This is a genomic window from Bacillus sp. FSL W8-0770 (assembly GCF_038008705.1).
Classification (GTDB): domain Bacteria; phylum Bacillota; class Bacilli; order Bacillales; family Bacillaceae_G; genus Bacillus_A; species Bacillus_A cereus.
Genome location: NZ_JBBOZR010000001.1, coordinates 3173767 through 3198084 on the forward strand (window position 1 = coordinate 3173767; position 24318 = coordinate 3198084).

Sequence of the window (24318 nt, forward strand, 5' to 3'; positions counted from 1 at the left end):
TTCATTATAAATGTAACGAACGAAAATATACTTTTAACAGTAGATAAATGTAGGGGGTGCTAACATGAAAAAACGATGGATTTCTTGGTGGATTGGTAACATATTTTGGATTATCGTTTTTGGAATATGGGCCGCTATTATTTGGCTACGAGATGTTGATGGGGCTGGTGTTATTCAAACACCTGAAATTAAATCAATATCACTTATCGTTTTATTAATTGCGTTTATCATACCGGTATTTTTTCAAATTATATGGCTAATCATTAATTTGAGAATGAGTAAAAAAAATAATTATACGATTTAGTTTTTTTGAATTAATAGATGAATATTTTTCATAAAAAAAGAGAGAAATCTACATCAAAATAGATTCCTCTCTTTTACATTTGGACTTATACCGCACTTTTAATGCAGCACTACTCCTCTTTTTTACGATGCATGTTCATCTTTCTTTTTCATTAACGCTCTTTTCTTCATCGCCTTCGTTAAATATCCACCCTTAAACGAGCGAATTTCATACGAAGACATAAACGCTTTCGGTGCAATTTCATTAATGATTTCTAAAAGCTCTTTCTCCCTAGAACGCTTTGCGACGATATCTAAGCGATAACGTATAGAATTAATACCTTCGCCCTCAAATACTGTAACGCCAAATCCAGAGTGACGTAATTCATCTACTAATTCATTACAACGGTCTAGTAAACTAACTTGATACGTAATATAACCAATTGCTAATTTATTCTCTATATAACCGCCTAATAACAGTCCCGCACTAAAGCCAATGACATAGGCAACGATGTTCATCCAATTTGATAAATCTTGAAACACAATACCTAAACTGACAATGTAAATAGCTCCTTCTAACAATCCAACACCAGCAGCGGATCTTGTTTGATTCTTTACAAGCAAAATCGTACGGATTGTTAATATTGGAACGTAAATAATTTGAAGCACAAAAATAAGTAGCGCTTGTAACATTGGTATCCACCTCTTTCAAAAAGTCTTTTGTCATAATAACATACATAACCTTTAGAAATCGATGGGTTTTTTAAAAAATTTTTATTATTTTTCATAGTATTGAAAAACACAAAAAAGAAGCGTATTATATTTGTCGTTAATTTGGTTACTTGTACCAAATTACTAAAATAAAAAAGGAACCCGATTAGGTCCCTTTCATCATAGCTCTATGTTTTTCGAAGCATGTTCCCTTTGCTTCTCTTCTTCTTTCACTAACTGCATATTTGCATACGCTAAATTTGCAATCATTAAAAAGTGACCACCTAAAATACCTGTACCGAATGCCCACATTTCCATCTCATGCTCAATTTCATACATGATGATAGCTCCTAAAATAGCAGCTGCAAATCGGTTTAAAACTCCTAATCCAGGAGCCTTTTCCTTCATTACGATACTTTTTCCGAGTTTCTCCACTCTTCGAGCTAATAACCAAAGACAATAGGCGCTTACTGCTAATCCAATACCGAACCCTGTCACTTGTTTTCCAAACGGAGTAATCGTCCACATAAGTAGTAAACCACTAAAGATCACATACAATTGTAATCGATATACACGTAAGGCTTCTTGAATCAAAATATCCGCTCCTAAGTTCTCATTTTTTGTACTTTAGAAGAAAAGCAGCAACTTACACAGTTGCTGCTTTCTCTTCTTCTTGTTCTTGTTCCATCTTACGAATTTCAACACGTTTAATTTGGTAAGCGTCTTTTTCTAACACTTTAAATTCATAACCTTCCGCCTCAACGTGTTGTCCTTCTTCGATTTCATGATTTTGCATCATAATCCATCCACCGATTGTATCCACATCATCTTCTTCGATGTGTAATCCAAATAAATCTTTCACTTCTGAGATAAGCACTTTTCCATCAACAATGATATGTTGCTCGTTCACATGTTGAATTGGCGGTGCTTCATCTTCATCATATTCGTCACGAATTTCGCCGACGATTTCCTCCAAGATATCTTCAAGCGTTACAATTCCGGCTGTTCCTCCGTACTCATCATATAAAACAGCCATCGGAATTCGCTTCTTCTGCATTTGAAGTAATAAATCGTGAATTGGAGTCGTTTCCATCACTTCAATAATCGGACGCATATACGAGCGAATAGATGATAAATCTTTTTGATCCTCGGTCATATATCGAATAAAGAAATCTTTTACGTTGACCATACCGATAATATCATCTTTATCTTCTCCAAAAATCGGATAACGTGTGTATCGCTCATTTTGGATCACTTTCATGTGTTCTTCTACTGAATCTTCCAGGTAGAAACCAACGATTTCTGTTCGCGGTACCATAATCTCTTTTGCAATACGATTATCAAATTCAAAAATGTTATTTACATACTTGTATTCAGCTTGATTAATTTCGCCACTTTCATAGCTATCTGAAAGGATAAGACGTAATTCTTCTTCTGTATGAGCTACTTCATGTTCTGAAGCTGGCTTTAAACCGAATAAACCAGTTATCACACGAGCTGAACCGTTCAATACCCAAATAAATGGATACATTACTTTATAGAACATCATTAATGGACCTGCCAATAATAACGTTACCCTTTCAGCCTTTTGAATTGCCATCGTTTTCGGAGCTAATTCCCCTACTACAACGTGTAAATACGTCATAATCATAAAAGCAAGACCAAATGTTAATACTGATGAAATAGAAGGATTTAAGTTCCATTTCTCAAATAACGGGTGTAATAACTTTTCAATTGTCGGTTCACCTAACCAACCTAATCCCATAGCTGTAACTGTAATACCTAATTGACAAGCAGATAAATATTCATCTAAATTTGTTGTTACCTTTTTCGCTGCTAAAGCACCGCGTTTTCCTTCCGCAACAAGCTGATCGATACGGCTTGAACGTATCTTTACAATCGCAAACTCTGCTGCTACGAAAAATCCAGTAAATGCGATTAAAATCGCAACCATGACTAAATTAAATATTTCCAATGAATCCCCTTAGTTAAAAAACTAAGGTGTCCACCTCCTGTATACTATAATGTTTTCTTATTTGTTCGTTAGAAAACATAGCCCGATACAAAAATTAAAGAGGTCGGATTTCACTTATTCTATAATAATAGAGCAAGTGTCTGTATTAAAGCTGTCGTTTGACCAGATAAAGATTTCGATATTTTTTCACGTTGTGAATCAGTCAATCCATCTAAAAGCGGCTTTAACTCAGTAAGCTCCACTTCTAATTGATGAATATGGTCTGTCACTTCATTCACTTGTTTCGAAACGTGTTCATTGATACCGAGCAGCTTCTTCTTCTCCTCGATTTTCTCTTTAATCTCACAAAGCGGCATATGCATTTCTTTGCACTTCTCAATAAATTGTAATGTCTCAAATGCTGTTTCGTCGTAATAGCGATAATTAGATTGAGATCGCTCCGCTTTTAAGATACCTAGATTCGTATAATAATCAATCGTTCGTTTCGACACGTGAGCCATGAGAGCCAACTGTCCGATTCGATACACCTTCCCAACGATCTTCCCCCCTTGTTTATATTACTTACATCATACAATACATAAACTGTACAGTCAAACGTGACGGTTTATTATTCACAATTTATACAAAATCCCAATCTCCTCCTATGATGATTCAATACGAGTAATCTACACTTATACAATAAAATTACTAAACTACTACCTAATCACTACATTGTCTGCCACTTTTAACCTTTCTTATTTAAAAGCATATCCTACTAATAATGATTGCTTGTATAGGAGGGAATTAATATGAAAAAGACAATCATTTCTCATTTTTATAATGAAGAATACCTACTTCCATGGTGGCTTATGCATCACACGAAAATATTCGATCACGGCATTTTAATTAATAGAGGGTCTACAGATCGTTCCGTAGAGATTTGTAAACTATTAGCACCCCACTGGGAAGTACGAAATTCAAGATTTCTTGAGTTTGATCCAACTAATACTGATATTGAAGTGATGGAAATTGAAAGAGAAGTTTCAGGTTGGAAAATCGTTTTAAATACTACTGAATTCTTTTGTTGTAATAATACTGAAGAATTTTTTTCATCTCTTCATACACTAGGCCAAAACATGTATGCGATTAGAATGATTTTAATGATAGATAATCATAATTATAATTATTCAAAGCCTAGATATTCTATCCCCTTAGTAGAACAGCGATACCACGGTGTCTTCCCTTATAACCCAAATCTCGGATGTGCTTGGAGATTTATTCACAATCATCTAGACGGTGCATATTTACCTGGTAGACATCATTCGCGGCACGGATATATAATTTATGACTATCCTTCATTTATTTTAAAATTTTATTTTAGCCCTTGGAATGAACAATCAAAGGCAAGAAAATTACAAATTACACCTACCCTTTCAAAAAGGGGTGTTCAAATGGGACTTCAAACACATTACGGTCAATCTCCTGAAGTACTGGACATACGTTTTTTAGAGCTTAGTAACCTAACACAAGACCTCCGTCATAACCCTGAATATCAAGAATTATTCCCAAAATTCAAACCGTAATATTTTCTGCATCGTCATCACCTCAAACATTTTCATTCACTTAATCAAAAACAATCTCATTTGCATAAAACATGAATACTGTATAAATAATAAATTTTTATTTTAGGAGGAAAAAATGAAAGCTGTTATTCTTGCTGGTGGGTACGGTACAAGAATTGGGGAAGAAACACATTTAAAACCGAAACCTATGATTGAAATTGGAACAAAGCCCATTCTATGGCACATTATGAGTTTGTATAGTCATTACGGGATTACTGAGTTTATTATTTGCTTAGGCTATAAAGGATATGCAATTAAAGAGTTCTTTCTAAATTACAACTTACACATGTCTGATTTCACAATACAGTTAAACGATAATACAATTACTAGCCATTCTCATCGTGTAGAACCATGGAAAGTTACACTAATCGATACTGGTGTAAATACCGAAACGGGTGGCCGAGTGAAAAAGATTAAAAATTATGTCGGAGACGAACCTTTCTGCCTCACTTATGGTGATGGATTAAGTAATGTAAATATAAAAGAACTTATTACATTCCATAAAAAACATGGAAAAATGGCTACTGTTACTGCCGTACAACCTCCTGGTAGATTTGGTTCTCTCATATTAGATAAACAGTCTGTAACATCTTTTCAAGAAAAACCATTAGGTGATGGCGGATGGGTTAACGGTGGATTTTTCGTTTTAAATCCTGAAGTTTTCAATTACATTAGTGGAGATAAGTCTGTTTTTGAAACAGACACTTTAGTTCAGTTAGTAAACAAAAATGAATTGGCCGCATATCAACATTCTGGTTTTTGGCATCCGATGGATACATTGCGCGATAAAAATAAATTAGTCGAGCTATGGGAAAGTAATAACGCTCCGTGGAAGGTTTGGTAATATGGCTTCATCATCTTTTTGGAATAAGAAAAAAGTATTTATTACAGGACATACTGGATTTAAAGGCTCCTGGCTCACCCTTTTCTTAAGTTCTTTAGGTGCAGAAGTAGTAGGCTTTTCTTCTCATCCCCCATCCATTCCTAACACTTTTGAACAAGGTAACGTAGCAAAAGAGTGCACGACAATGAAAGGCGATATTACAGATTACCATTCTTTATTTCATGCCATGAAGCAGCATAAACCTGACATAATATTTCATTTAGCAGCTCAGCCAATCGTAACCGCTTCATACAAAAATCCTATCGATACATTCAAAACGAATGTTTTAGGTACTGTCCACGTGCTAGAAGCAGCAAAGTCCGTCGAAAGCGTACGTGCCATTATTAATGTGACAAGCGATAAATGTTATGAGAATGACGGTAGTGGCGACCGAGCGTTCGTGGAAAATGACCGACTAGGAGGTTTCGATCCTTATAGCGCTAGTAAAGCTTGCGCTGAAATAGCCGCAACATCCTATCAAAAATCATTCTTCCGCACTAATACCCAGAAACTCGCCTCAGTCAGAGCTGGTAACGTCATCGGCGGTGGTGATTGGGCAGAAGACCGATTATTCCCTGATATCATTCGGGCATATTTGCACAATCATACTTTGTGTATTCGAAACAAATATGCCGTCCGTCCGTGGCAACATGTTTTAGATCCTTTACATGGCTATATCCTTTTAGCTGAGAAACTTTGGAATGATGCTAAATATGCAGAAGCGTGGAATTTCGGCCCAATGAATGAACCTAACAGAACCGTTCATGATGTCATTGAATCTGTAATAAAATTATGGAATAACCCACTAACAATCATTTCCTCCTCTACAAATACTCCTTATGAATCACCTGTTTTAACACTCGATAGTACAAAAGCAGTAAACAAACTCGGCTGGACTCCTAAGTTATCAACAGATGATGCTATCGCTTGGACTGTTGATTGGTACAAAAAATATGCATCTGGTGAAAATATAGAATCTTTCACACGACAACAAATCGATGCATTCAAAAATTTATAAGGGGGCTATAAAATGGAACAGAAAAAATGCCGTTTTTGCCACTCATTACTAACCAACACTTTTTTAGATTTGGGCGTTTCCCCTCTTGCTAATTCATTTGTAGCTCCTGAAAGCTCATATAAAATGGAACCTTTTTATCCGCTGCACACATTTGTTTGTAACTCTTGTTTACTCGTCCAGCTAGATGAATTTGAATCCCCACAAAATATTTTTCATAACTATTTATACTTCAGCTCTTACTCCTCAAGTTGGCTACTACACGCTAAACAATATGTAGAAATGGCTATTAAGCGTTTCAACTTAACGAAACATTCAAAAGTGATTGAAATCGCAAGTAACGATGGGTACTTATTACAATACTTTAAAAAAGAAAATATCGAGACATTGGGAATTGAACCCGCGAAAAACGTAGCAGAAATTGCTATCAAAAAAGGAATTCCTACTCATGTAAATTTTTTCAGTAATGACTTAGCAAAAAAATTGCCACAAGCTGATTTAATCGTCGCAAATAACGTATTAGCACATGTTCCAAACTTGCATGATTTTGTTGCCGGTTTAAAAACGTTATTAAAACAAGATGGCACGATAACAATTGAATTCCCACACTTATTAAACCTCATATCCTTTAAACAGTTCGATACTATCTACCATGAGCACTTTTCCTACTTCTCACTTATAAGCCTTCAAAAAGTTTTAAGTTATCATCATTTACAAATTGTTGATGTAGAAGAACTTTCAACGCATGGTGGTTCCTTACGGATTTTTGTAAACCATCTAAGTGCCCAATCAACTATCCATTCCAATGTTACAAAATTAATTCAAAAAGAAGTCGACCACGGGTTAGATACTTTAGATTGCTATCTCCTTTTTTCTAAACGCATCGAACAATTGAAAATAAATATTTTAAAGTTTTTTATTGAAGCGAAAGCTTTAAACAAACAAATTATCGGTTACGGTGCTCCAGCTAAAGGAAACACCCTTTTGAATTATTGCGGGATAGGTAAAGAATTTCTAGCTTATACAGTAGATAAAAATCCTCACAAACAAAATCTCCTTTTACCAGGAACTCGTATTCCAATAAAATCTCCAGCAGAAATTAAACGTACAAAACCGGATTACATTCTTATACTTCCTTGGAATTTGAAAGACGAAATTATGAAAGAATGCTCTTTCATTCGTGAATGGGGCGGTAAATTTTTAGTGACGGTTCCAGAAATTGAGGTGATCGAGCCATGAAGAAAGTTGTTGTAACAGGTGGTAGTGGCTGGATAGGTAAATATGTTGTACATTCACTTATACAAAAGGGATATGAAGTGCACGCCACGTATAATAAAAATAACCCCTCTCACCTCCCTTGCCATTGGCATAAAGTAAACTTGCTTCGCGATGACGAAGTAAAACAATTCATTTCGGATGTTCAGCCTAGCCATCTAATTCACCTTGCTTGGGAAGCAGTGCCACCAGCATGCTATGTATCTATTAATAATTACTATTGGCTAAAGTCTAGTATTTCATTGATTCAACACTTCACAACATGCGGCGGAAAGCGTGTTGTCGTTGCAGGTACTGGCGCAGAGTACGAATGGTTTAACGGCGTATTATTTGAAGATTCACCGCTCCTTTCCTATAAAACCCCGTATTCTTTATGTAAAAATGCACTGCACTCCTGGCTAGAAACGTATGCACAACAAACAGGCCTCAGCATGTGTTGGGGCCGCATTTTTCATATGTATGGACCTCACGAACAAGGTAATCGGCTCGTTTCTAACATTATCACTTCCTTATTAAAAAACGAGGAAGCACTATGTACACATGGAAAACAATCGAGAGATTTCCTCCATGTGAGTGACGTCGCTGACGCTCTCGTAACAATATTAGAACACAGCGTTACAGGCACCATCAATATCGCTTCTGGTCAATCTGTACAAATTAAAAAGTTAGCTTCTATCATTGCTAAAAAGATAGGAAAAGAACATTTAATTAAACTAGGTGCAATCCCTTTCTCTAAAGATGAACCTTTATTTGTCGGGGTTAATGTAGAACGTTTAAAAACTGAAGTAAACTGGAAACCAACATACGATCTAAATACAGGAATTGAAGAAACAATTTTATGGTGGAAATCATTTATACAAAAACATAACGATATGCATCATTAAAACGTAAATCCTTCGTTCCTCTCGCTAATTCCTTATACCATTCTCCTAATCTTTCCGACGTAATAATATGGTGCGTCCCCATTCCCCCATGCTTACTAGCTTCAGAAAGAGTCGGACCAATTTGTAACTTTCTCTTTCTCATCGCATCGTTCCACGGACTAAACCCAAACCATAATATACAGGCAAGAGGTGGATAAATCATCGATTCATGCGCAGATAAATGTCTTCCAACCGTATAACTTCCATGCTCATGATTATGAATAAATCTACCTCTTCTCCATAACGGCCAATCTTCTGGTAAATAACCATGAAATCGCTGTTTCATTAAAGGTATTCCAAAGTTAAGGTCCGGATAGTTGTAGTTAGGATCATCAACCATAATAAGCCCGTCCAGCCAATACATCCTCCCCCCCAATTCATTTAGCGATTTCCAAAACTGATTTTTATCTTGCACGCAAAGAAACTCAGTCGTATTTAAAATCATTTTCCATCCTTGTACTTCTTGTTCTATCCTCATCACTTCATGATCTGTCGCATATGCATCAAACTCTGGATTTACAGAATCTCGCACCTCCCAATGCGGTGCGAATTTTTTACAAATCTCAACGGAACGATCTGTTGAACCTTTATTAATTAAAATACCATGATCAAAAAGTTTCGTATGATGCATAAGCCACCATGGCAATAAATACTCTTCATTGTAAAAATGTGAAATAACGGTTGTAGTTATAATAATCTCCTCCTCTTTCTCTATTAATCTACTTTTTATCCTACAACCAATATACTCATAAGCAAAAATATGTTTCCTAATTATTGATCAAATATTATTATTAATATTTTTGTAAGTTTTCCTTTGGTACCCAGCCCTTCTCACCATCTCTTCCTTCGCACCAAACCCATCCATTCAATTCTTCTAATCCGATCAATCTTTCTCCAATACTCACATTTAATTCTTTCGCAGTATATTGTTTTATAATAATTCCTGTTCCATTCATATCTTTTCTTATAATTTGCTCCGGAACCCATCCTTTCCGGTTATACTTCTCTTCGTGACAAAACATCCAGTTTTCCCAGTTTTCCGGACCAGCGTAACTCTCTATCATTTTCACTACATCCCCCTCTTCTAAGCGAATTGGATTAGGATAATTGCTAACATGTGATTTTATAACGATATATTTCATAACAACCTCTAATAATCAGAAAATTAAGTTATAATATCATTATAACTTAAAGAGGAGGAATGCACGCATGTACTACAACACTTCATTCGAAAACGATCAACCTGTAGGCCGTCTATAAACTAAGACGGGCAATCATATAACACATACACTACGCCTCGTCTTAGGGAACTCATAATACCCTAAAAATAGACGGAGGTACTTTACATGAAACAAACAATTTTAGGAGCTATATATTTATCACTAGCAGCAAGTATATGGGGCGGTATGTATGTTGTTAGCAAATACGTACTCGATTTTATCCCACCACTAACACTCGTTTGGCTACGCTTTATTATCGCTTTTGTTGTTTTGTATGGAATTTTAAAACTAGCTGAGAAAAAGCAAAAGAAAAAAGTAACCATTCGCAAAAAAGATTGGCTCCTCTTCGCTTGGATTGGATTTATCGGCTATTTCATTTCGATCACATGCCAATTTATCGGAACAAAATTATCCGACGCTCATACAGGCTCGTTAGTTACATCAGCTACACCTGCATTTATGGTTATATTTGCAGCGCTCATTTTGAAAGAGAAACTAACTGCTCGTAGACTTTTATCTACTATAATAGCGACAATCGGTGTCATTATCGTAATCGGATGGGACATTGAAATTGGCTATTATTTTATCGGAACAATCATTTTAGTTGGAGCCGCTATTACGTGGGCTTTACTATCTATTTATGTAAAAACCGCTTCAGCTCGATTTTCATCTTTAGTTATTACAACGTATGCCATATTCTTTTCACTCTTTTTTATTACACCTTTTATGATATGGGAACTACAAACATCCTCTATCGGAACAGTAAATACGTACGTAATATTAGGCGTATTATACTTAGGAATCGTCTCAACAGCAGGTGCCTTTTTCCTTTGGAATAAAGGATTAGAATTAATGGATGCAAGCATCGGTTCCTTATTTTTCTTCTTCCAACCTATTGTTGGATCATTACTTGGCTGGCTCTTATTAAATGAGACATTAAATAGTAACTTTTTCATTGGCGGTATTCTTATTATATGTAGCGTTTTAATTACTACTTTTGAAAAGAAATAAAAAGCAGGCAGAGATTTTTAGTCTCTGCCTGTTCGCATTATTGGATCTTGGTCATGAAAACCAATACAAATCGGTATATATCATAATACTTCGCTTCTATTTGCTCTACTGCTAACGAAAAGACATCCTCTTGCATCTCTTCTAAATACTGAAATATATCCACACTAAACACTCCTCACTCTTTACGCACTCCAATGCGATGGACGGGACAATAATTTCGGTAATTTCGTATGCTTATCCCCTCTCGCAGCATTAACTTGAACTTGCGTCAGAAAAATACTATTAGTAAAATCAGCCCCGCGAATATCTGCATCTCGCAAATCTGCTCCGATGAGATCTGCTCCTCTTAAATCTGCACCATTTAAGTTAGCCGCAATTAAGTAAGCTCCTCTTAAATTTGCACCTTGTAAATTTTTCTTTTTCAGATTCGCTCCCATAAGGTCTGCTCCGCGGTGTATGATTCGTTTCTTACGCGCAGTATTCATTTCCTTCCATACTAGTTCGCTCGTTTCTAAAAGGAGAATGTTCACCTCTGCCCTATGCATTGGAACATTTATTTTCATTAACTCATCTGGATTTAAATTCGAAAGTCGCTCTGTCTCCTCAATTGCGTTCTCCAGCTCTTTATGAATTGGCTGTGTTGCCTTTAAAAGAATCGCCTCATTCAAATACCAAAGCATTTCATGAAGTTGATGCATAACTGGAAAAGCTTCGTACATTTTTCTTGCATGCTTTGCATCTTTCCGCCAATCAATCCCTTTAAACGTACCCTGAGAAATCTTCTGTCCAGCACCGAAACACTCAAATACTGTACAACCTTTATAACCTTTTCCTCTAAGATTTTTATGTATACTACATTTGAAATCTGATTGTAAGTTGGAACATGGTTTACCACCATCTTTATTCACTGCAAAATCTACCGATGCTGCGAACGGTAATGCAACGCAACATAGACCGAAGCATTTTTCGCAGTTTGCTTTTAAATGATCATTATGATTAGTCAAAATCTATACCCCCTGTTGTCTTTTGACTATTTCATAATATTCCAACTGTAATAAATAATCAATTTTAAAATAAACCGGCATCTTTCGTTTCAATTCATAACTTTATCATTCGATTTCCTTTCAATTGAAAAGGACTATTTCTATTTAATGAATTATAATTAAATTATAAATTTTCTAACTAAAAGGAGACTTATTATGGCACTAGAAATGAAAACAAACTGTCAAATTTGCGATCAATCGCTCGAACAAGATTCTGAAGCATACATTTGTGTATATGAATGTACATTTTGCGCACCATGTACAGAAGAAAGACATAACGTTTGTCCAAACTGCGGCGGCGAATTAGTACGTAGACCGAAAAAGAAATAATAAAAAGCAAAGCGATATCGCTTTGCTTTTGTTTAGGCATCTGAAATTATATATTTAAAAACTTCACACAAACAGGCTCTGGCACAACAACATCAGATTGTAAAAGTGTTAACTTACCTGTAGATTCATCTCTTGAAAATAACACAAGATTATGTGACTTTTCATTTGTAGCAACAAGAAACTTTTCAGTAGGATCTAATACAAAGTCCCTTGGCCAATTTCCTTCTGTAGATGTATGTTCCACAAATGTAAGCTGGCCTGAGTTTTGATCTACGCTATAAACAGCGATACTATTATGACCACGATTACCTGCATATACAAAGCGGCCGTCAGAAGAAATATGGATAGCACTGCCTTGACTATTTTCATCAAATTGTTCTGGAAGAGTAGAAATATACTGTAATTCTGTAAAGGATCCTTCTTCCGAGTTATATGTTAGCGCAATAACCTCTGAACTAAGCTCCGTCATTACATAAGCGTATTTTCCATTTGGATGAAAAGCAATGTGTCTTGGTCCACTTCCCGGATTCACAGACAGGTTATTCACTTCTATTAATGTACTATCTTTTACTTCATACGTAATTATTTTATCTATCCCTAAATCAACGCCCACTACATATTTTTCATCAGGAGTATATCCCGCGTAATGTGCATGTGGTTTTTCTTGTCTTTCTTTATTCGGACCTGAACCTTCATGCGCCATAATAGATGAAGCAGGATTTACAGTTCCATTTTCTTCATTTACTTCAAAAGACTCAATCGTTCCTTTATGGTAATTTGCTGTAACTACTGTATGATTTCCACTATCAACACTAATATGACAAGGAGAAGCCCCTTCTACTACTTGTCTATTTTTCGCTTTTAGTTCTCCAGTATGACTGTCAATGGAATAAGCAGCTACACCGCCAGATTCGCCTTCCTTAACAACGGAATAGAGATATTCATTATTTCGGTTAATCGTTACATATGTAGGGTTATCCAGCTTAGCAGTAAGCGTTACATTACCAATTTTTTTTGCTTCCGTGTCTAAAATAAACTTATATATTCCTTCACTATTTTCTTTCGTGTATGTTCCAATATATCCGATAAACTCTTTGTTATCCTTCATTTTCATAACCCTCTCTCCCTATATTTTTCATTCATCATACTTCTTAAAATATTTTATGTTGAAAGAGTATCCTAAAAAATCGGAGTACCTCTTTATACGTTACCATATTTTCTTGGTAAATAGCTTTTAAACCCACTTTTTTTGATACGCTGCTATACTTTCATATTCTTCTTCCAATTGACGGGACAAACGGATATAGATTGGCGTTAAATCTTTATATTTTTCCACACTTTCCATGTTTGGCTCATGATGAAAATCTGCACCTACCATTTCAGAAACTACGGATAATGTATCTATTTCACCTAAACTATATAAACCGAGGATTGCAGCTCCTAAGCAAGAGCTTTCGAAACTTTCCGGAACATATACGTCTTGATGGAAAATATCCGCCATCATCTGTCTCCAAAGTTCCGACCTTGCAAAACCGCCTGTCGCTTGAATTTTTTTCGGTTCGCCAATTAGTTCTTTTAAAGCGAGAAGAACTGTATATAAGTTATAAATTACTCCTTCTAAAACAGCACGTATCAGATGTTCTTTCTTATGATGCAATCCAAGTCCAAAGAAAGATCCTCGTGCATTTGCATTCCATAAAGGAGCTCTTTCCCCTGCTAAATACGGGTGAAATAATAAACCATCAGATCCAGGATTCACTTTTGCTGCTATTTCAGTAAGCACCTCATATGGATCTTTTCCTAAGCGCTTTGCAAGTTCAATCTCTGAAGTGCCCAATTGGTCACGAGCCCATCTGAAAATCATACCACCGTTATTAACTGGACCACCGATTACCCAATGGTCTTCAGTTAACGCATAACAAAAAATTCTACCTTTTGGATCTGTTACAGGACGATTTGTTACAGCACGTATCGCACCGCTTGTACCAATTGTAACAGCCACAACGCCAGGATCTATTGCATTTACACCTAAATTAGATAGTACTCCATCACTCGCTCCTACTACAAAAGGCGTAGAAACAAGTACATTCATCTCTTTGGCAAACTCTTCATCTAATCCTGTTAAACTGTGCGTTGTTGGAACAAGCTTTGAAAGCTTTTTATCTGTAATTCCCGCTACATGTAAAGCCTCTTCATCCCACTTTAAAGATTTTAAATTGAACATTCCTGTCGCTGATGCTATAGAATAATCAATTACATATTCTTTATATAACTTGTAAAAAACATATTCTTTAATAGAAATGAATTTATAACTTTTTGCGAATAACTCTGCTTGCTCATTCTGTAGCCAAACTAATTTCGAAAGTGGTGACATCGGATGAATTGGTGTCCCAGTACGAAGGTAAATTTCATGACCATTCATATCATTCTTTATTTTCTCCGCCCAGCTTGCACTTCTATTATCTGCCCAAGTGATACATCTCGTTAACGGCTTTCCCTTTTCATCTACAGCAATGATACTATGCATTGCCGAACTAAAAGAGACACAAAGAATATCATTCGGCTGTACACTACTTATTCGTACAGTTTCTTTAATCGTATTTATTACTGCATGAAAGATTTCTTCTGGGTCTTGTTCTGCTGTTTCAGGTGTAGGAGAATATAAAGGATATTCAATTCCATGACTAGCAATAACAGATCCATCAGTAGAAAATAGAACTGATTTTGTACTAGTTGTCCCAATATCTACACCAATCATATATTTTGAGCTCACCATCTCTTCCTCCTAACAAAAAATTGCTACAGTATCCCACCATAAAAATACATTCCTTTTATCTATTGATAACGTTGTATGCCACAATTATCTAAATAGAAACATCTTTATCTTAAACAAACATATCGAGTAGTAAAACGCCTCCAAAAGCGATAAATGAAAGTAACGTTTCTAATACTGTCCATGTTTTAAATGTTTCTTTCACTGTTAAGCCTAGGTATTCTTTTACCATCCAGAACCCAGCATCGTTTACGTGAGAAAACATTAACGCTCCTGCACCTGTTGCAATAACGAGTAACTCTAAGTTCACACCTGTCGTATTTTCAACGATTGGCGAAACGATACCGGCTGCTGTTGTTAAAGCGACTGTCGCTGACCCTGTCGCAATTCGAATTAACCCAGCTACTATAAATGCTAATACAATTGGAGATAGAGCTAAATGCTCAGACATTTGAGCAATAGCATTCCCTACCCCACTATCGATGAGAATTTGCTTAAATCCCCCACCAGCACCAATAATCGCAACAATTGAACCAATTGGTAATAAGCTATCTTCTGTTATCTTCTTAATAGCTTTTTTATCGATACCTTGACGAAATCCAAGAAAATAGAACGCCGCAAAACATGCAATCAATAGTGCAATTATAGGACTACCGATTAATGTGACAATCTTCATCAAAGTATTAGAAAGAGGCACATAAGGAGCTGCTGCAGCTAAAACCATTAACATAACAGGTAACAATATAACTAAAAATGAAACTCCTATTCCTGGTAATTTCGTTGATTTTGTATTTACACGAATCAATTCCGGCTCATTTTCAGGAATTACACGTTTGTGAATCCATTTCGCAAATATAGGACCTGCAATAATCGCTGCAAAAAATGTAATAATGAGTGAATACATTAGTACCTTCCCAAGATTCGCTTTATAAATACCAATTGCAACTATGGCCCCTGGATGTGGAGGAACAAGGCCGTGTACGACAGATAGCCCAGCAATTGCTGGTAATGCTATCAATAAAATATTTTGTTTCGTTGTTTTATGAATTGAAATTACTAACGGCAGTAATATTAAAATGCCTACTTCAAAAAACACCGGGATTCCAATAATAAAACCTGCAATTAACATCGCCCATGGTAAGTTTTTTATCCCAAAGGATTTAATAAAGAACTCTGCCACTTGCATTCCAGCACCTGACTCTGCCATCATTTTCCCTAAAATTGTACCTAATACTAAAATACCTACTAAATGCCCGAGAACACTGCCGACTCCCGTTTCATAAGCACTCACTATTTTATCCATTGGCATCCCAGACATAATTGCTAAAAACAAACTTGCAATCGTTAAACTAATAAATGCATGCCATCTCCACCACGATACCCCTAAAATAACAATTACGATTGATAATAATGTAATCATTAAAAGGTACATATTCATACGCAGTTCCACCCCTTTATGTAAACCCTTTCAAAATTGCTATACAATTAAGAGAACCTATATAGTTCTTTCATGAGTAAGAATTTATATATCGATAAACAAATCATCTTCACAAAATAATAATTTATACAAAAAGAATCTCCCTTATCAGAGATACATGTTAACTCACCTCTCTGATAAGGGGATTTCTCTTCCATAATTATAATGTTATTGTGATAAACGCTTCGCGCGATCAATTTTCCCTTTTTTAAAAGTGAATGACACTTTCTTCTCTTGCTGTTTTCACGTAGTAAGACTACAAACTCAGTATCCACTTTAAACGATGAAGTTACTTAGGATTTGTCTTCTCATGAAAAACAACTTTCGGAAAGCACCTTCACTTTCATAACATTATAATTTAGGCGCTTTCGCCCAATCAGCAGCAAATTTCTCAATACCTTGGTCTGTTAATGGGTGCATAGCAAGTTGTTCAATTACTTTATAAGGGATTGTTGCAATGTGAGCACCTGCCATCGCTACACGAGTTACATGATCTGGATGTCTAACAGAAGCCGCAATAATTTGTGTATCTAGTTGATGAACATCGAATAATTCAGCAATTTTAGCAACTAATAGTACACCATCTTCAGAAATATCATCTAAACGTCCTAAAAATGGAGAAACGTACGTTGCACCTGCTCGAGCAGCTAAAAGTGCTTGGTTCACCGTGAAAATAAGTGTAACATTCGTTTTCACACCTTTTTCAGTAAGGTAGCGACAAGCTTCTAATCCTGCTAACGTCATCGGAAGTTTAATTGTAACTTTTTCATCGCCACCGTTAATTTTAATCAGTTCTTCTGCTTGGGCGATCATCTCTTCAGCTGTAACAGCATCTGGCGTTACTTCTGCCGAAACAGATTCAACTTTAGGAACTGCCTGACAAATTTCTGCAATACGGTCTTCAAATTTAATGCCCTCTTTTGCTACTAAAGAAGGATTCGTTGTAACACCAGCTAAAACTCCAAGTTTATATGCTTTTTTTATATCCTCAAGATTTGCAGTATCAATAAAAAATTTCATGATTAATTCCCTCCAGTTTTTAAACGTTGATGAGTTACATGTTTAATATGCTTATCCCGTAAAAGCCCGATTTGTGTGGAATGAAGCCCCTACTTATTAAAGTTTCACTTTATTTCTTTTCTACTGCATGTCCGCCAAATTCATTGCGCAGAGCTGCTACAACTTTTCCTGTAAATGTATCATTGTCTAATGAGCGGTAGCGCATTAATAGAGACATTGCGATAACAGGAGTTGCTGTTTGAAGGTCTAATGCTGTTTCTACTGTCCATTTTCCTTCACCAGAAGAATGCATAACACCCTTAATCTCATCCAGTTTTGCATCTTTAGAAAATGCATTTTCTGTTAATTCCATTAACCAAGAACGAATGACTGAACCGTTGTTCCATACTCTTGATACTTTTTCATAATCGTAGTCAAATTCACTTTTTTCTAGAATCTCAAATCCTTCACCAATAGCAGCCATCATACCGTATTCAATTCCGTTATGAACCATTTTTAAGAAGTGACCACTACCAGCTTTTCCAGCATATAAGAATCCATTTTCTACAGCAGTATCGCGGAAGATAGGTTCAACGATGTCCCAAGCTTCTTGATCTCCTCCGATCATGTAACAAGCACCATTACGAGCGCCTTCCATTCCACCAGAAGTTCCTGCATCCATAAAGTGAATGCCATCTTTCTTTAATTGCTCATATCGGCGGATAGACTCTTTATAATGTGAATTACCAGCTTCAATTAAAATATCTCCTTTTGATAAAAGTGGTGTAACCTCATCAATAACAGAATCAACAACAGCGTGTGGTACCATTACCCAAAGAATTCTTGGTGATTGTAATGACTGAACAAGTTCACTTAAACTAGATGTACCTGTTGCCCCGTACTCTTTCATTTCTTCTACTGCGCTCGTATTTAAATCAAACGCTACTACTTCATGTTTATGATCCATTAAATTTTTCCCTAAATTTAATCCCATTTTACCTAACCCAATTAATCCTACTTGCATAATATAATTCCTCCTCAAATCATCTTTTATTAAAAATCCATATCACTACAATCTGGAATACCTTTCAGCACTGAAATGTTAGTATGTACAGAAAGGTATTCACAGTCATAGCTTAAGAATTCAACACATTTTTTGTAATTTGAACAACATTTTCTGTCGTAAATCCAAATAGATTCATGACTTCAGCTCCAGTTCCTGAAGCTCCAAATGTTTCAATTGATAGTACTTTTCCTTCTTGTCCTACATAACGTTCCCAACCGAGAGATACACCCATCTCAAGAGATACTCGTTTCGTTATAGAAGACGGAAGAACGGATTCTTTATATTCGTTCGATTGGCGATCGAATAACTCCCAGCTCGGCATTGCAACGATGCGAACAGAAACTTGATCTTCTTCTAATTTTGCTTTCGCACTAGCAGCTAAGGATACTTCAGAACCTGTCGCAATTAAAATTACATCCGGATTTTCATTTGTTTGTGTTAATACGTAAGCTCCTTTAGAGAAATTCTCTATGTTCGCTTTCGTTTCATTAAACACCGGTAAATTTTGACGACTCAGTACTAAAACGACTGGACCATCCGTTTGCTGTAAAGCATACGCCCAAGCACTTGCTGTTTCATTTGCATCTGACGGGCGGATAACTGTTAAACCAGGAATTGCTCGAAGAGCTGCCAATTGTTCAATTGGTTCATGCGTTGGACCATCTTCTCCTACAGCAATCGAATCATGTGTAAATACGTAAGTAACAGGTAACTTTTGCAGTGCAGCCAGTCGTATGGACGGACGAAGATAATCATTAAATACAAAGAATGTACTTACGAAAGGTTTTACTCCTCCATGAAGCGCCAATCCATTCGCTGCAGCGCCCATTGCATGTTCACGTACACCGAAATATATATTTCGTCCAGCATATGATTCTACTGCATATACTGCTTCACCTTTTATATCTGTCATCGTAGAATGAGAAAGATCCGCACTTCCACCGAAAATAGAAGGAATCGATTTCACATAATGATTAATAGCTTCCCCACTTGCAACACGAGTGGAAATCGTTTTTTTAGTATCAAAAGATAGAATGTCTTTTGCTTCAATTAAAACCTCACCTGTAATCGCTTTTTCTAATTCATCTGCCAGTGTAGGATTCGCTTCTCTGTATAAGTTGAACTGCTCATTCCAGTCATTGTCTTTTTCAATACCTTTTTGTTTTAGTTCATTAAAATGAGCTTTTACTTCTTCAGGTACAAAGAAATCTTCCTCATAATCCCAACCATACACTTGTTTTGTCGCTGTCGCTTCTTCTACTCCAAGCGGATTACCATGTGCTTTGTTCGTTCCAGCAACTTTTGGACTTCCATAACCTATAATGGTTCTAATTTCTATAAGAGTAGGTTGATCCGTATTTTCTTTCGCTGATTGAATAGCTTTTGTAATCGCATCAACATCGTTTCCATCTTCAACTCTTACATATTGCCAATGTACAGATTCTGCCCTTTTCTGAATATCTTCAGAGAAAGCAATGCCTAATTGACCATCAAGTGAAATTTCATTTGAATCATACAGTACAATTAACTTACCAAGTTTCATATGTCCTGCCATTGACATCGCTTCATAAGCGACACCCTCCATTAAGTCACCATCTCCGACTAAAGCATACGTATTGTGATCTATAATAGAGTGACCATCCTTATTGAACTTCGCTGCTAAATGAGCTTCTGCCATTGCCATTCCTACAGCATTAGCAATCCCTTGTCCTAACGGGCCTGTAGTCGCTTCAACTCCAGGAGTATGCCCAAACTCAGGATGTCCAGGTGTTTTACTATTTAACTTTCTGAAATTTTTCAAGTCATCAATTGAAACGTCATATCCAGCTAAATGAAGTAGGCTATATAACAGACTAGATCCATGTCCCGCCGATAAAACGAAACGATCACGGTTAAACCATTCTGGGTGATTAGGATTGTAATTTAAATGATTCGCCCATAATGCATAAGCCATTGGTGCTGCTCCCATCGGAAGACCTGGATGACCTGAGTTTGCCGCATTAATAGCATCAATCGATAACGTACGAAGTGTATTCACTGCTAATTGATTTATGTTTTGTGTCATAGTAATCGTCCCCCTAAATGCTTTCATTAAAGAAAGTACTTATTTTTCCGTCTCTTGATCTAACCACCATTTAAATCCACTTTCTTGTAACAGTTCATTAGACGCTTCTGGACCATATGAACCAGACTCATATTCATGAAGCGGTAATAAGTTTTCCTCGAACGCTTCAAGAATTGGTTGTACCCATTCCCATGACAATTCAACTTCTCTCCAATGTGCAAAGAATGTAGCGTCTCCACTCACAGCATCATGAATGAGTCTTTCATACGCTTCAGGTACTCCCACATCCGCTTGCTCACAAGTAAAGTTAATACGCATCGGTTCAATTTCTCCATTTTTCAATGGATTTTTACTGTTTAACTGTAATGAAACGTTCTCACCTGGGCTAATTTCAATTATTAATAAGTTAGGTGCTGCATTTGGATTATTATCTTGATATTGCTGTTTTAACGTATTTTTAAATTCGATTACAATACGAGTAGACTTTTCTTTCATTCGTTTGCCTGTTCGTATATAGAAGGGAACGCCAGTCCAAAATGGATTATCGATCCACAGGCGAGCAGCAACAAATGTGTCTATGTTAGAAGAAGGATTTACTCCTGGCTCCTCTTTGTATGCTACAACTTGCCCGCCTTTTATCTCACCTGCAGCGTATTGTCCGCGAATGATATGGCTTTGAACGTCTTCTTTTTTCACTTTACGAAGCGTTTCCATTACCTTTCGCTTTTCCTCTCGAATTTCACATGCATTAACCTTTTCCGGCAGATTCATAGCAGTCATCATTAATATTTGTAACATATGATTTTGAACCATATCTCGAATGGCCCCTGCCTGGTCATAATATCCTGCCCTTTCTTCAACCCCAACTGTTTCACTCGCTGTGATTTGCACATTCGCTATATGTTCTTTATTCCAAATTGATTGGAGAACAGGATTTGCAAATTCTAATGCTTCAAGGTTTTGAATCATCGGTTTACCTAAATAATGATCAATACGGTATATCTCGTCTTCTTCAAACGTGCGACTAAGCTTATCATTCAGCTCACGAGCAGATGTAAGGTCGTGCCCGAATGGTTTCTCAATCATCAGACGTTTCCATCCATCCGTTTTATCAAGTCCGCTTTCCTTAATATTTAAAGCAATGGTCTCGAAAAATTCAGGAGCAACTGAAAGATAGAACATTCTATTCCCTTTTATATGTAGTTCTTCTTCCCTTTCACGAACGACTTGTAATAACCTCTCATAATCTTCCGGCTTACTCACATCTAATGGACAATAGCGAAAATTATCTAAAAAGCCTTCGAGTTCCGGAGTACCTTCTTCCCTCTGACGAGAAAACGTCTCTATTGATTCTTTTATTCTTTCTTGAAAATCTTCATGAGATACTTGACGTCTTCCAAGCCCGATAACAGATATTTGCTTTGGAAGCTTTTGATCTCTATATAAGTTATATAGTGCGGGGTAAATTTTGCGTTTCGCTAAGTCCCCTGTCGCTCCAAATAAAACAAAGGTCATTGATTCCAAGTTCAGTCCCCCTCTTGTTGTATAATCCTTGTCAATATTTTAAAAATGAATTGTACAGAAGCCCCTGTTTTTATAAAAAAACAAAGAGTTATCAAATTCCAATTCTTTTTATACCTTTCGCTTTCTAATTGTCCCCAATATTAATAGTGGCAATTCAAAGCATTTCTACCACAACTTACTTATTTATAGAATTCAACAAAACATTTTATATCAGATTACTTTTAGTAATTAAATAATCTTATGTATAGTATATTAACCACATAAATTATTATCGTCAATAAAAATGTCTTGAATTACATACGATTTATTTCGTAATACTTTTCTAAGTGTATTCCTAGTTACCATTCATTTTCAAAGATAATGATCATTATAATAAATATCAGTTTCATCAAAATCTTCAATTAATTTCGCATTGTAATCAAAAGGCTTCTCTACAATAAGACGATTTTATCTTTTTGTAGCCCACAATCCACTTTCTTTCCTTCATTCATATAAATCTATACTTTTCATATTTCTACTCAAAATTGATAGGCAATACTGTAACACCACATTGTTGCCTATTGTAATCGTTATAACTTTCTTTGTGCTACGAGTGTTATTATAAATCGGCCATAACATGAATAGCAGTACGTACTTTAAAGTGATGTAGGCACTTTAAAATACCTATACTAAGTGAGTAATAATAAACATAATGAATAAATCATGCTGCAAAAATAACATCTACCCTTTCTTCAAAAAGCTTTACAGTAGTTTTTAGAAGTACGTTACATTATTTCATTTCATGCACTTTCCTCTTCTTTATATAAAATTCTCACTAACAAAATTCAAAATATTATACTTATTTTTCGTACTTTGCTATGCTATAACCACAAACAGGAGGTATAAACTATGAAAGCACAAATTATCCATTCTTTTGGGGATTCATCTGTATTTCAATTAGAAGAAGTTTCAAAACCAAAACTTTTACCAGGTCATGTTCTAATCGATGTAAAAGCAACAAGTGTAAATCCAATCGATACAAAAATGCGTAGTGGGGCCGTTTCAGCCGTCGCTCCTGAGTTTCCAGCTATATTACACGGCGATGTAGCTGGTATTGTTATTGAAGTAGGAGAAGGTGTTTCGAAATTCAAATCAGGGGATAAAGTATACGGATGTGCTGGAGGTTTTAAAGAAACTGGAGGTGCACTTGCAGAATTTATGCTTGCCGATGCACGATTAATTGCTCACAAACCTAACAATTTAACAATGGAAGAAGCTGCTGCTCTACCATTAGTTGCAATTACAGCTTGGGAATCTTTATTTGATCGTGCAAATATTAAACCTGGTCAAAATGTTCTCATTCATGGAGCTACTGGTGGCGTAGGACACGTAGCCATTCAACTAGCTAAATGGGCAGGCGCTAAAGTTTTCACAACAGCTTCTCAGCAAAACAAAATGGAAATAGCCCATCGTTTAGGAGCCGATATAGCTATTAATTATAAAGAAGAATCTGTTCAAGAATATGTACAAAAACATACGAACAGAAACGGATTTGAAGTTATATTTGATACAGTAGGCGGCAAGAATCTTGATCATTCTTTTGAAGCTGCTGCGGTCAATGGAACTGTCGTAACTATTGCAGCTCGTTCAACCCATGACCTCTCTCCTTTACACGCAAAAGGACTCTCTCTGCACGTTACTTTTATGGCATTAAAAATATTACATACAGATAAGCGTAATGATTGCGGAGAAATCTTAACAAAAATAACGCAAATTGTAGAAGAAGGAAAACTTCGTCCATTGCTAGATTCTAAACCTTTTACGTTTGATGAAGTTGCACAAGCACATGAATATTTGGAGTCAAATAAAGCAATAGGTAAAATAGTTTTGAAAAACGTTTGGTAACTTTCACTAAATAATACAAATAACAAATGTTTGTTGTTGGAAAATAACAGCGAGATCGCTTCGCCTTATCTTTTTCTTAAAAGGCGTGCCACAACCTTAAAAGCTTTCCATCCTTTACAACAAGTAAAAAAATAACAGCTAAATTTTGAGGTGGGGGTCTTACTGCCCAGCAAATAGCGGGATAACATTCAAAAAAACCTTGCAGAAAAATTCTACAAGGTTTTTGTCTATAAATACAAATTAATCACTATATTAAAATGT

At 36.1% G+C, this 24318-nt stretch carries 24 protein-coding genes and 1 pseudogene; 9 read left to right on the top strand and 16 right to left on the bottom strand.

All coding sequences use genetic code 11. The annotated features are described in order from the left end of the window. Positions 1-64 precede the first annotated feature (64 nt). Positions 65-304, top strand: coding sequence for a DUF3923 family protein (locus NST27_RS16350; protein ID WP_000747679.1), 240 nt, complete (start codon positions 65-67; stop codon positions 302-304). Positions 305-426: 122 nt separating this feature from the next. Here NST27_RS16350 and NST27_RS16355 read toward each other — a convergent pair whose 3' ends face one another. The 4 genes from NST27_RS16355 to NST27_RS16370 form a co-directional block, all read right to left on the bottom strand. After that, the gene (locus tag NST27_RS16355) at positions 427-975 is read right to left on the bottom strand and encodes a DUF2179 domain-containing protein (RefSeq protein WP_000938438.1); all 549 of its coding nucleotides are present in this window, start codon (positions 973-975) and stop codon (positions 427-429) included. Positions 976-1173: 198 nt separating this feature from the next. Further along, on the bottom strand, positions 1174-1587 hold the full coding sequence (locus NST27_RS16360; protein WP_000613876.1) for an ATP synthase subunit I: 414 nt from the start codon (positions 1585-1587) through the stop codon (positions 1174-1176). 52 nt (positions 1588-1639) lie between these two features. Then, entirely contained in the window at positions 1640-2968 is a 1329-nt protein-coding gene (locus NST27_RS16365) for a hemolysin family protein (protein WP_000402258.1), read from the bottom strand. A gap of 119 nt (positions 2969-3087) precedes the next feature. After that, positions 3088-3495 (bottom strand): MerR family transcriptional regulator, encoded by a 408-nt coding sequence (locus NST27_RS16370; RefSeq protein ID WP_000285635.1) that lies wholly within the window; start codon positions 3493-3495, stop codon positions 3088-3090. A 261-nt stretch (positions 3496-3756) separates the two neighbouring features. Between NST27_RS16370 and NST27_RS16375 the strand changes: the two genes are divergently transcribed. The 5 genes from NST27_RS16375 (at position 3757) to NST27_RS16395 (ending at position 8626) form a co-directional block, all read left to right on the top strand. Continuing rightward, positions 3757-4530 carry a glycosyltransferase family 2 protein gene (locus NST27_RS16375; protein ID WP_000750973.1) on the top strand — a complete coding sequence of 258 codons (774 nt, stop codon included), beginning with the start codon at positions 3757-3759 and terminating at the stop codon, positions 4528-4530. Positions 4531-4645: 115 nt separating this feature from the next. Next, complete coding sequence (gene rfbF, locus NST27_RS16380; RefSeq protein ID WP_000648800.1) at positions 4646-5413, top strand: glucose-1-phosphate cytidylyltransferase; 768 nt, start codon at positions 4646-4648, stop codon at positions 5411-5413. A gap of 1 nt (position 5414) precedes the next feature. Further along, positions 5415-6470, top strand: a complete 1056-nt coding sequence (rfbG, locus tag NST27_RS16385) for a CDP-glucose 4,6-dehydratase (protein ID WP_000168667.1) — start codon at positions 5415-5417, stop codon at positions 6468-6470. 12 nt (positions 6471-6482) lie between these two features. After that, on the top strand, positions 6483-7706 hold the full coding sequence (locus NST27_RS16390; RefSeq protein WP_000435776.1) for a class I SAM-dependent methyltransferase: 1224 nt from the start codon (positions 6483-6485) through the stop codon (positions 7704-7706). After that, positions 7703-8626, top strand: coding sequence for an NAD-dependent epimerase/dehydratase family protein (locus tag NST27_RS16395; protein WP_000758375.1), 924 nt, complete (start codon positions 7703-7705; stop codon positions 8624-8626). The genes NST27_RS16390 and NST27_RS16395 overlap by 4 nt, the downstream gene beginning before the upstream one ends. Here NST27_RS16395 and NST27_RS16400 read toward each other — a convergent pair. Both NST27_RS16400 and NST27_RS16405 read right to left on the bottom strand, forming a co-directional pair. Beyond that, positions 8595-9395, bottom strand: coding sequence for a glycosyltransferase family 2 protein (locus NST27_RS16400; RefSeq protein ID WP_076774856.1), 801 nt, complete (start codon positions 9393-9395; stop codon positions 8595-8597). The two genes, NST27_RS16395 and NST27_RS16400, sit on opposite strands and share 32 nt — an antisense overlap. 61 nt (positions 9396-9456) lie before the next feature. Then, entirely contained in the window at positions 9457-9807 is a 351-nt protein-coding gene (locus NST27_RS16405) for an SH3 domain-containing protein (protein WP_000875289.1), read from the bottom strand. Positions 9808-10011: 204 nt separating this feature from the next. On the opposite strand from NST27_RS16405, the gene NST27_RS16410 reads away from it, so the two are divergent. Continuing rightward, positions 10012-10896, top strand: coding sequence for a DMT family transporter (locus tag NST27_RS16410; RefSeq protein WP_000814765.1), 885 nt, complete (start codon positions 10012-10014; stop codon positions 10894-10896). Positions 10897-10933: 37 nt separating this feature from the next. On the opposite strand, the gene NST27_RS16415 is transcribed toward NST27_RS16410, so the two are convergent. Both NST27_RS16415 and NST27_RS16420 read right to left on the bottom strand, forming a co-directional pair. Next, positions 10934-11059 carry a hypothetical protein gene (locus NST27_RS16415; protein WP_255256462.1) on the bottom strand — a complete coding sequence of 42 codons (126 nt, stop codon included), beginning with the start codon at positions 11057-11059 and terminating at the stop codon, positions 10934-10936. A 19-nt stretch (positions 11060-11078) separates the two neighbouring features. Further along, on the bottom strand, positions 11079-11900 hold the full coding sequence (locus tag NST27_RS16420; RefSeq protein ID WP_000181435.1) for a pentapeptide repeat-containing protein: 822 nt from the start codon (positions 11898-11900) through the stop codon (positions 11079-11081). A 195-nt stretch (positions 11901-12095) separates the two neighbouring features. Between NST27_RS16420 and NST27_RS16425 the strand changes: the two genes are divergently transcribed. Continuing rightward, positions 12096-12269 carry a DUF1272 domain-containing protein gene (locus tag NST27_RS16425; RefSeq protein ID WP_001162788.1) on the top strand — a complete coding sequence of 58 codons (174 nt, stop codon included), beginning with the start codon at positions 12096-12098 and terminating at the stop codon, positions 12267-12269. Between the two features lie 46 nt (positions 12270-12315). On the opposite strand, the gene NST27_RS16430 is transcribed toward NST27_RS16425, so the two are convergent. The 8 genes and pseudogenes from NST27_RS16430 to NST27_RS16465 all read right to left on the bottom strand — a co-directional run. Then, a complete protein-coding gene (locus NST27_RS16430) occupies positions 12316-13383 on the bottom strand; it encodes a lactonase family protein (protein WP_000782206.1) in 1068 nt (355 codons plus the stop codon). A 120-nt stretch (positions 13384-13503) separates the two neighbouring features. Then, positions 13504-15045, bottom strand: a complete 1542-nt coding sequence (gene gntK / locus NST27_RS16435; protein ID WP_001986475.1) for a gluconokinase — start codon at positions 15043-15045, stop codon at positions 13504-13506. A gap of 109 nt (positions 15046-15154) precedes the next feature. After that, positions 15155-16480: a gluconate permease GntP gene (gene gntP / locus NST27_RS16440; protein WP_001057623.1), complete on the bottom strand. Its 1326-nt coding sequence runs from the start codon at positions 16478-16480 to the stop codon at positions 15155-15157. A gap of 390 nt (positions 16481-16870) precedes the next feature. Next, positions 16871-17539 (bottom strand): fructose-6-phosphate aldolase, encoded by a 669-nt coding sequence (fsa, locus tag NST27_RS16445; RefSeq protein WP_000667676.1) that lies wholly within the window; start codon positions 17537-17539, stop codon positions 16871-16873. A 109-nt stretch (positions 17540-17648) separates the two neighbouring features. Beyond that, the gene (gene gnd, locus NST27_RS16450) at positions 17649-18542 is read right to left on the bottom strand and encodes a phosphogluconate dehydrogenase (NAD(+)-dependent, decarboxylating) (protein ID WP_001195925.1); all 894 of its coding nucleotides are present in this window, start codon (positions 18540-18542) and stop codon (positions 17649-17651) included. A gap of 112 nt (positions 18543-18654) precedes the next feature. After that, complete coding sequence (tkt, locus tag NST27_RS16455) at positions 18655-20649, bottom strand: transketolase (RefSeq protein WP_000193050.1); 1995 nt, start codon at positions 20647-20649, stop codon at positions 18655-18657. Positions 20650-20688: 39 nt separating this feature from the next. Beyond that, complete coding sequence (zwf, locus tag NST27_RS16460; RefSeq protein WP_000445359.1) at positions 20689-22173, bottom strand: glucose-6-phosphate dehydrogenase; 1485 nt, start codon at positions 22171-22173, stop codon at positions 20689-20691. 351 nt (positions 22174-22524) lie between these two features. Continuing rightward, positions 22525-22653: pseudogene (locus tag NST27_RS16465) on the bottom strand (glucose-6-phosphate dehydrogenase); the annotation flags it as partial. A gap of 408 nt (positions 22654-23061) precedes the next feature. Between NST27_RS16465 and NST27_RS16475 the strand changes: the two are divergent. After that, entirely contained in the window at positions 23062-24057 is a 996-nt protein-coding gene (locus NST27_RS16475) for a zinc-dependent alcohol dehydrogenase family protein (RefSeq protein WP_000647256.1), read from the top strand. Positions 24058-24318 lie beyond the last annotated feature (261 nt).

Coding starts and splice junctions, on each gene's coding strand:
- NST27_RS16395 (WP_000758375.1), top strand. CDS start 7,703: ATGAAGAAAGTTGTTGTAACAGGTGGTAGTGGCTGGATAGGTAAATAT.
- gntP (WP_001057623.1), bottom strand. CDS start 16,480: ATGAATATGTACCTTTTAATGATTACATTATTATCAATCGTAATTGTT.
- NST27_RS16430 (WP_000782206.1), bottom strand. CDS start 13,383: ATGAAAATGAAGGATAACAAAGAGTTTATCGGATATATTGGAACATAC.
- fsa (WP_000667676.1), bottom strand. CDS start 17,539: ATGAAATTTTTTATTGATACTGCAAATCTTGAGGATATAAAAAAAGCA.
- NST27_RS16390 (WP_000435776.1), top strand. CDS start 6,483: ATGGAACAGAAAAAATGCCGTTTTTGCCACTCATTACTAACCAACACT.
- rfbG (WP_000168667.1), top strand. CDS start 5,415: ATGGCTTCATCATCTTTTTGGAATAAGAAAAAAGTATTTATTACAGGA.
- gnd (WP_001195925.1), bottom strand. CDS start 18,542: ATGCAAGTAGGATTAATTGGGTTAGGTAAAATGGGATTAAATTTAGGG.
- NST27_RS16375 (WP_000750973.1), top strand. CDS start 3,757: ATGAAAAAGACAATCATTTCTCATTTTTATAATGAAGAATACCTACTT.
- gntK (WP_001986475.1), bottom strand. CDS start 15,045: ATGGTGAGCTCAAAATATATGATTGGTGTAGATATTGGGACAACTAGT.
- NST27_RS16475 (WP_000647256.1), top strand. CDS start 23,062: ATGAAAGCACAAATTATCCATTCTTTTGGGGATTCATCTGTATTTCAA.
- rfbF (WP_000648800.1), top strand. CDS start 4,646: ATGAAAGCTGTTATTCTTGCTGGTGGGTACGGTACAAGAATTGGGGAA.
- NST27_RS16410 (WP_000814765.1), top strand. CDS start 10,012: ATGAAACAAACAATTTTAGGAGCTATATATTTATCACTAGCAGCAAGT.
- NST27_RS16355 (WP_000938438.1), bottom strand. CDS start 975: ATGTTACAAGCGCTACTTATTTTTGTGCTTCAAATTATTTACGTTCCA.
- NST27_RS16425 (WP_001162788.1), top strand. CDS start 12,096: ATGGCACTAGAAATGAAAACAAACTGTCAAATTTGCGATCAATCGCTC.
- tkt (WP_000193050.1), bottom strand. CDS start 20,649: ATGACACAAAACATAAATCAATTAGCAGTGAATACACTTCGTACGTTA.
- NST27_RS16350 (WP_000747679.1), top strand. CDS start 65: ATGAAAAAACGATGGATTTCTTGGTGGATTGGTAACATATTTTGGATT.
- NST27_RS16405 (WP_000875289.1), bottom strand. CDS start 9,807: ATGAAATATATCGTTATAAAATCACATGTTAGCAATTATCCTAATCCA.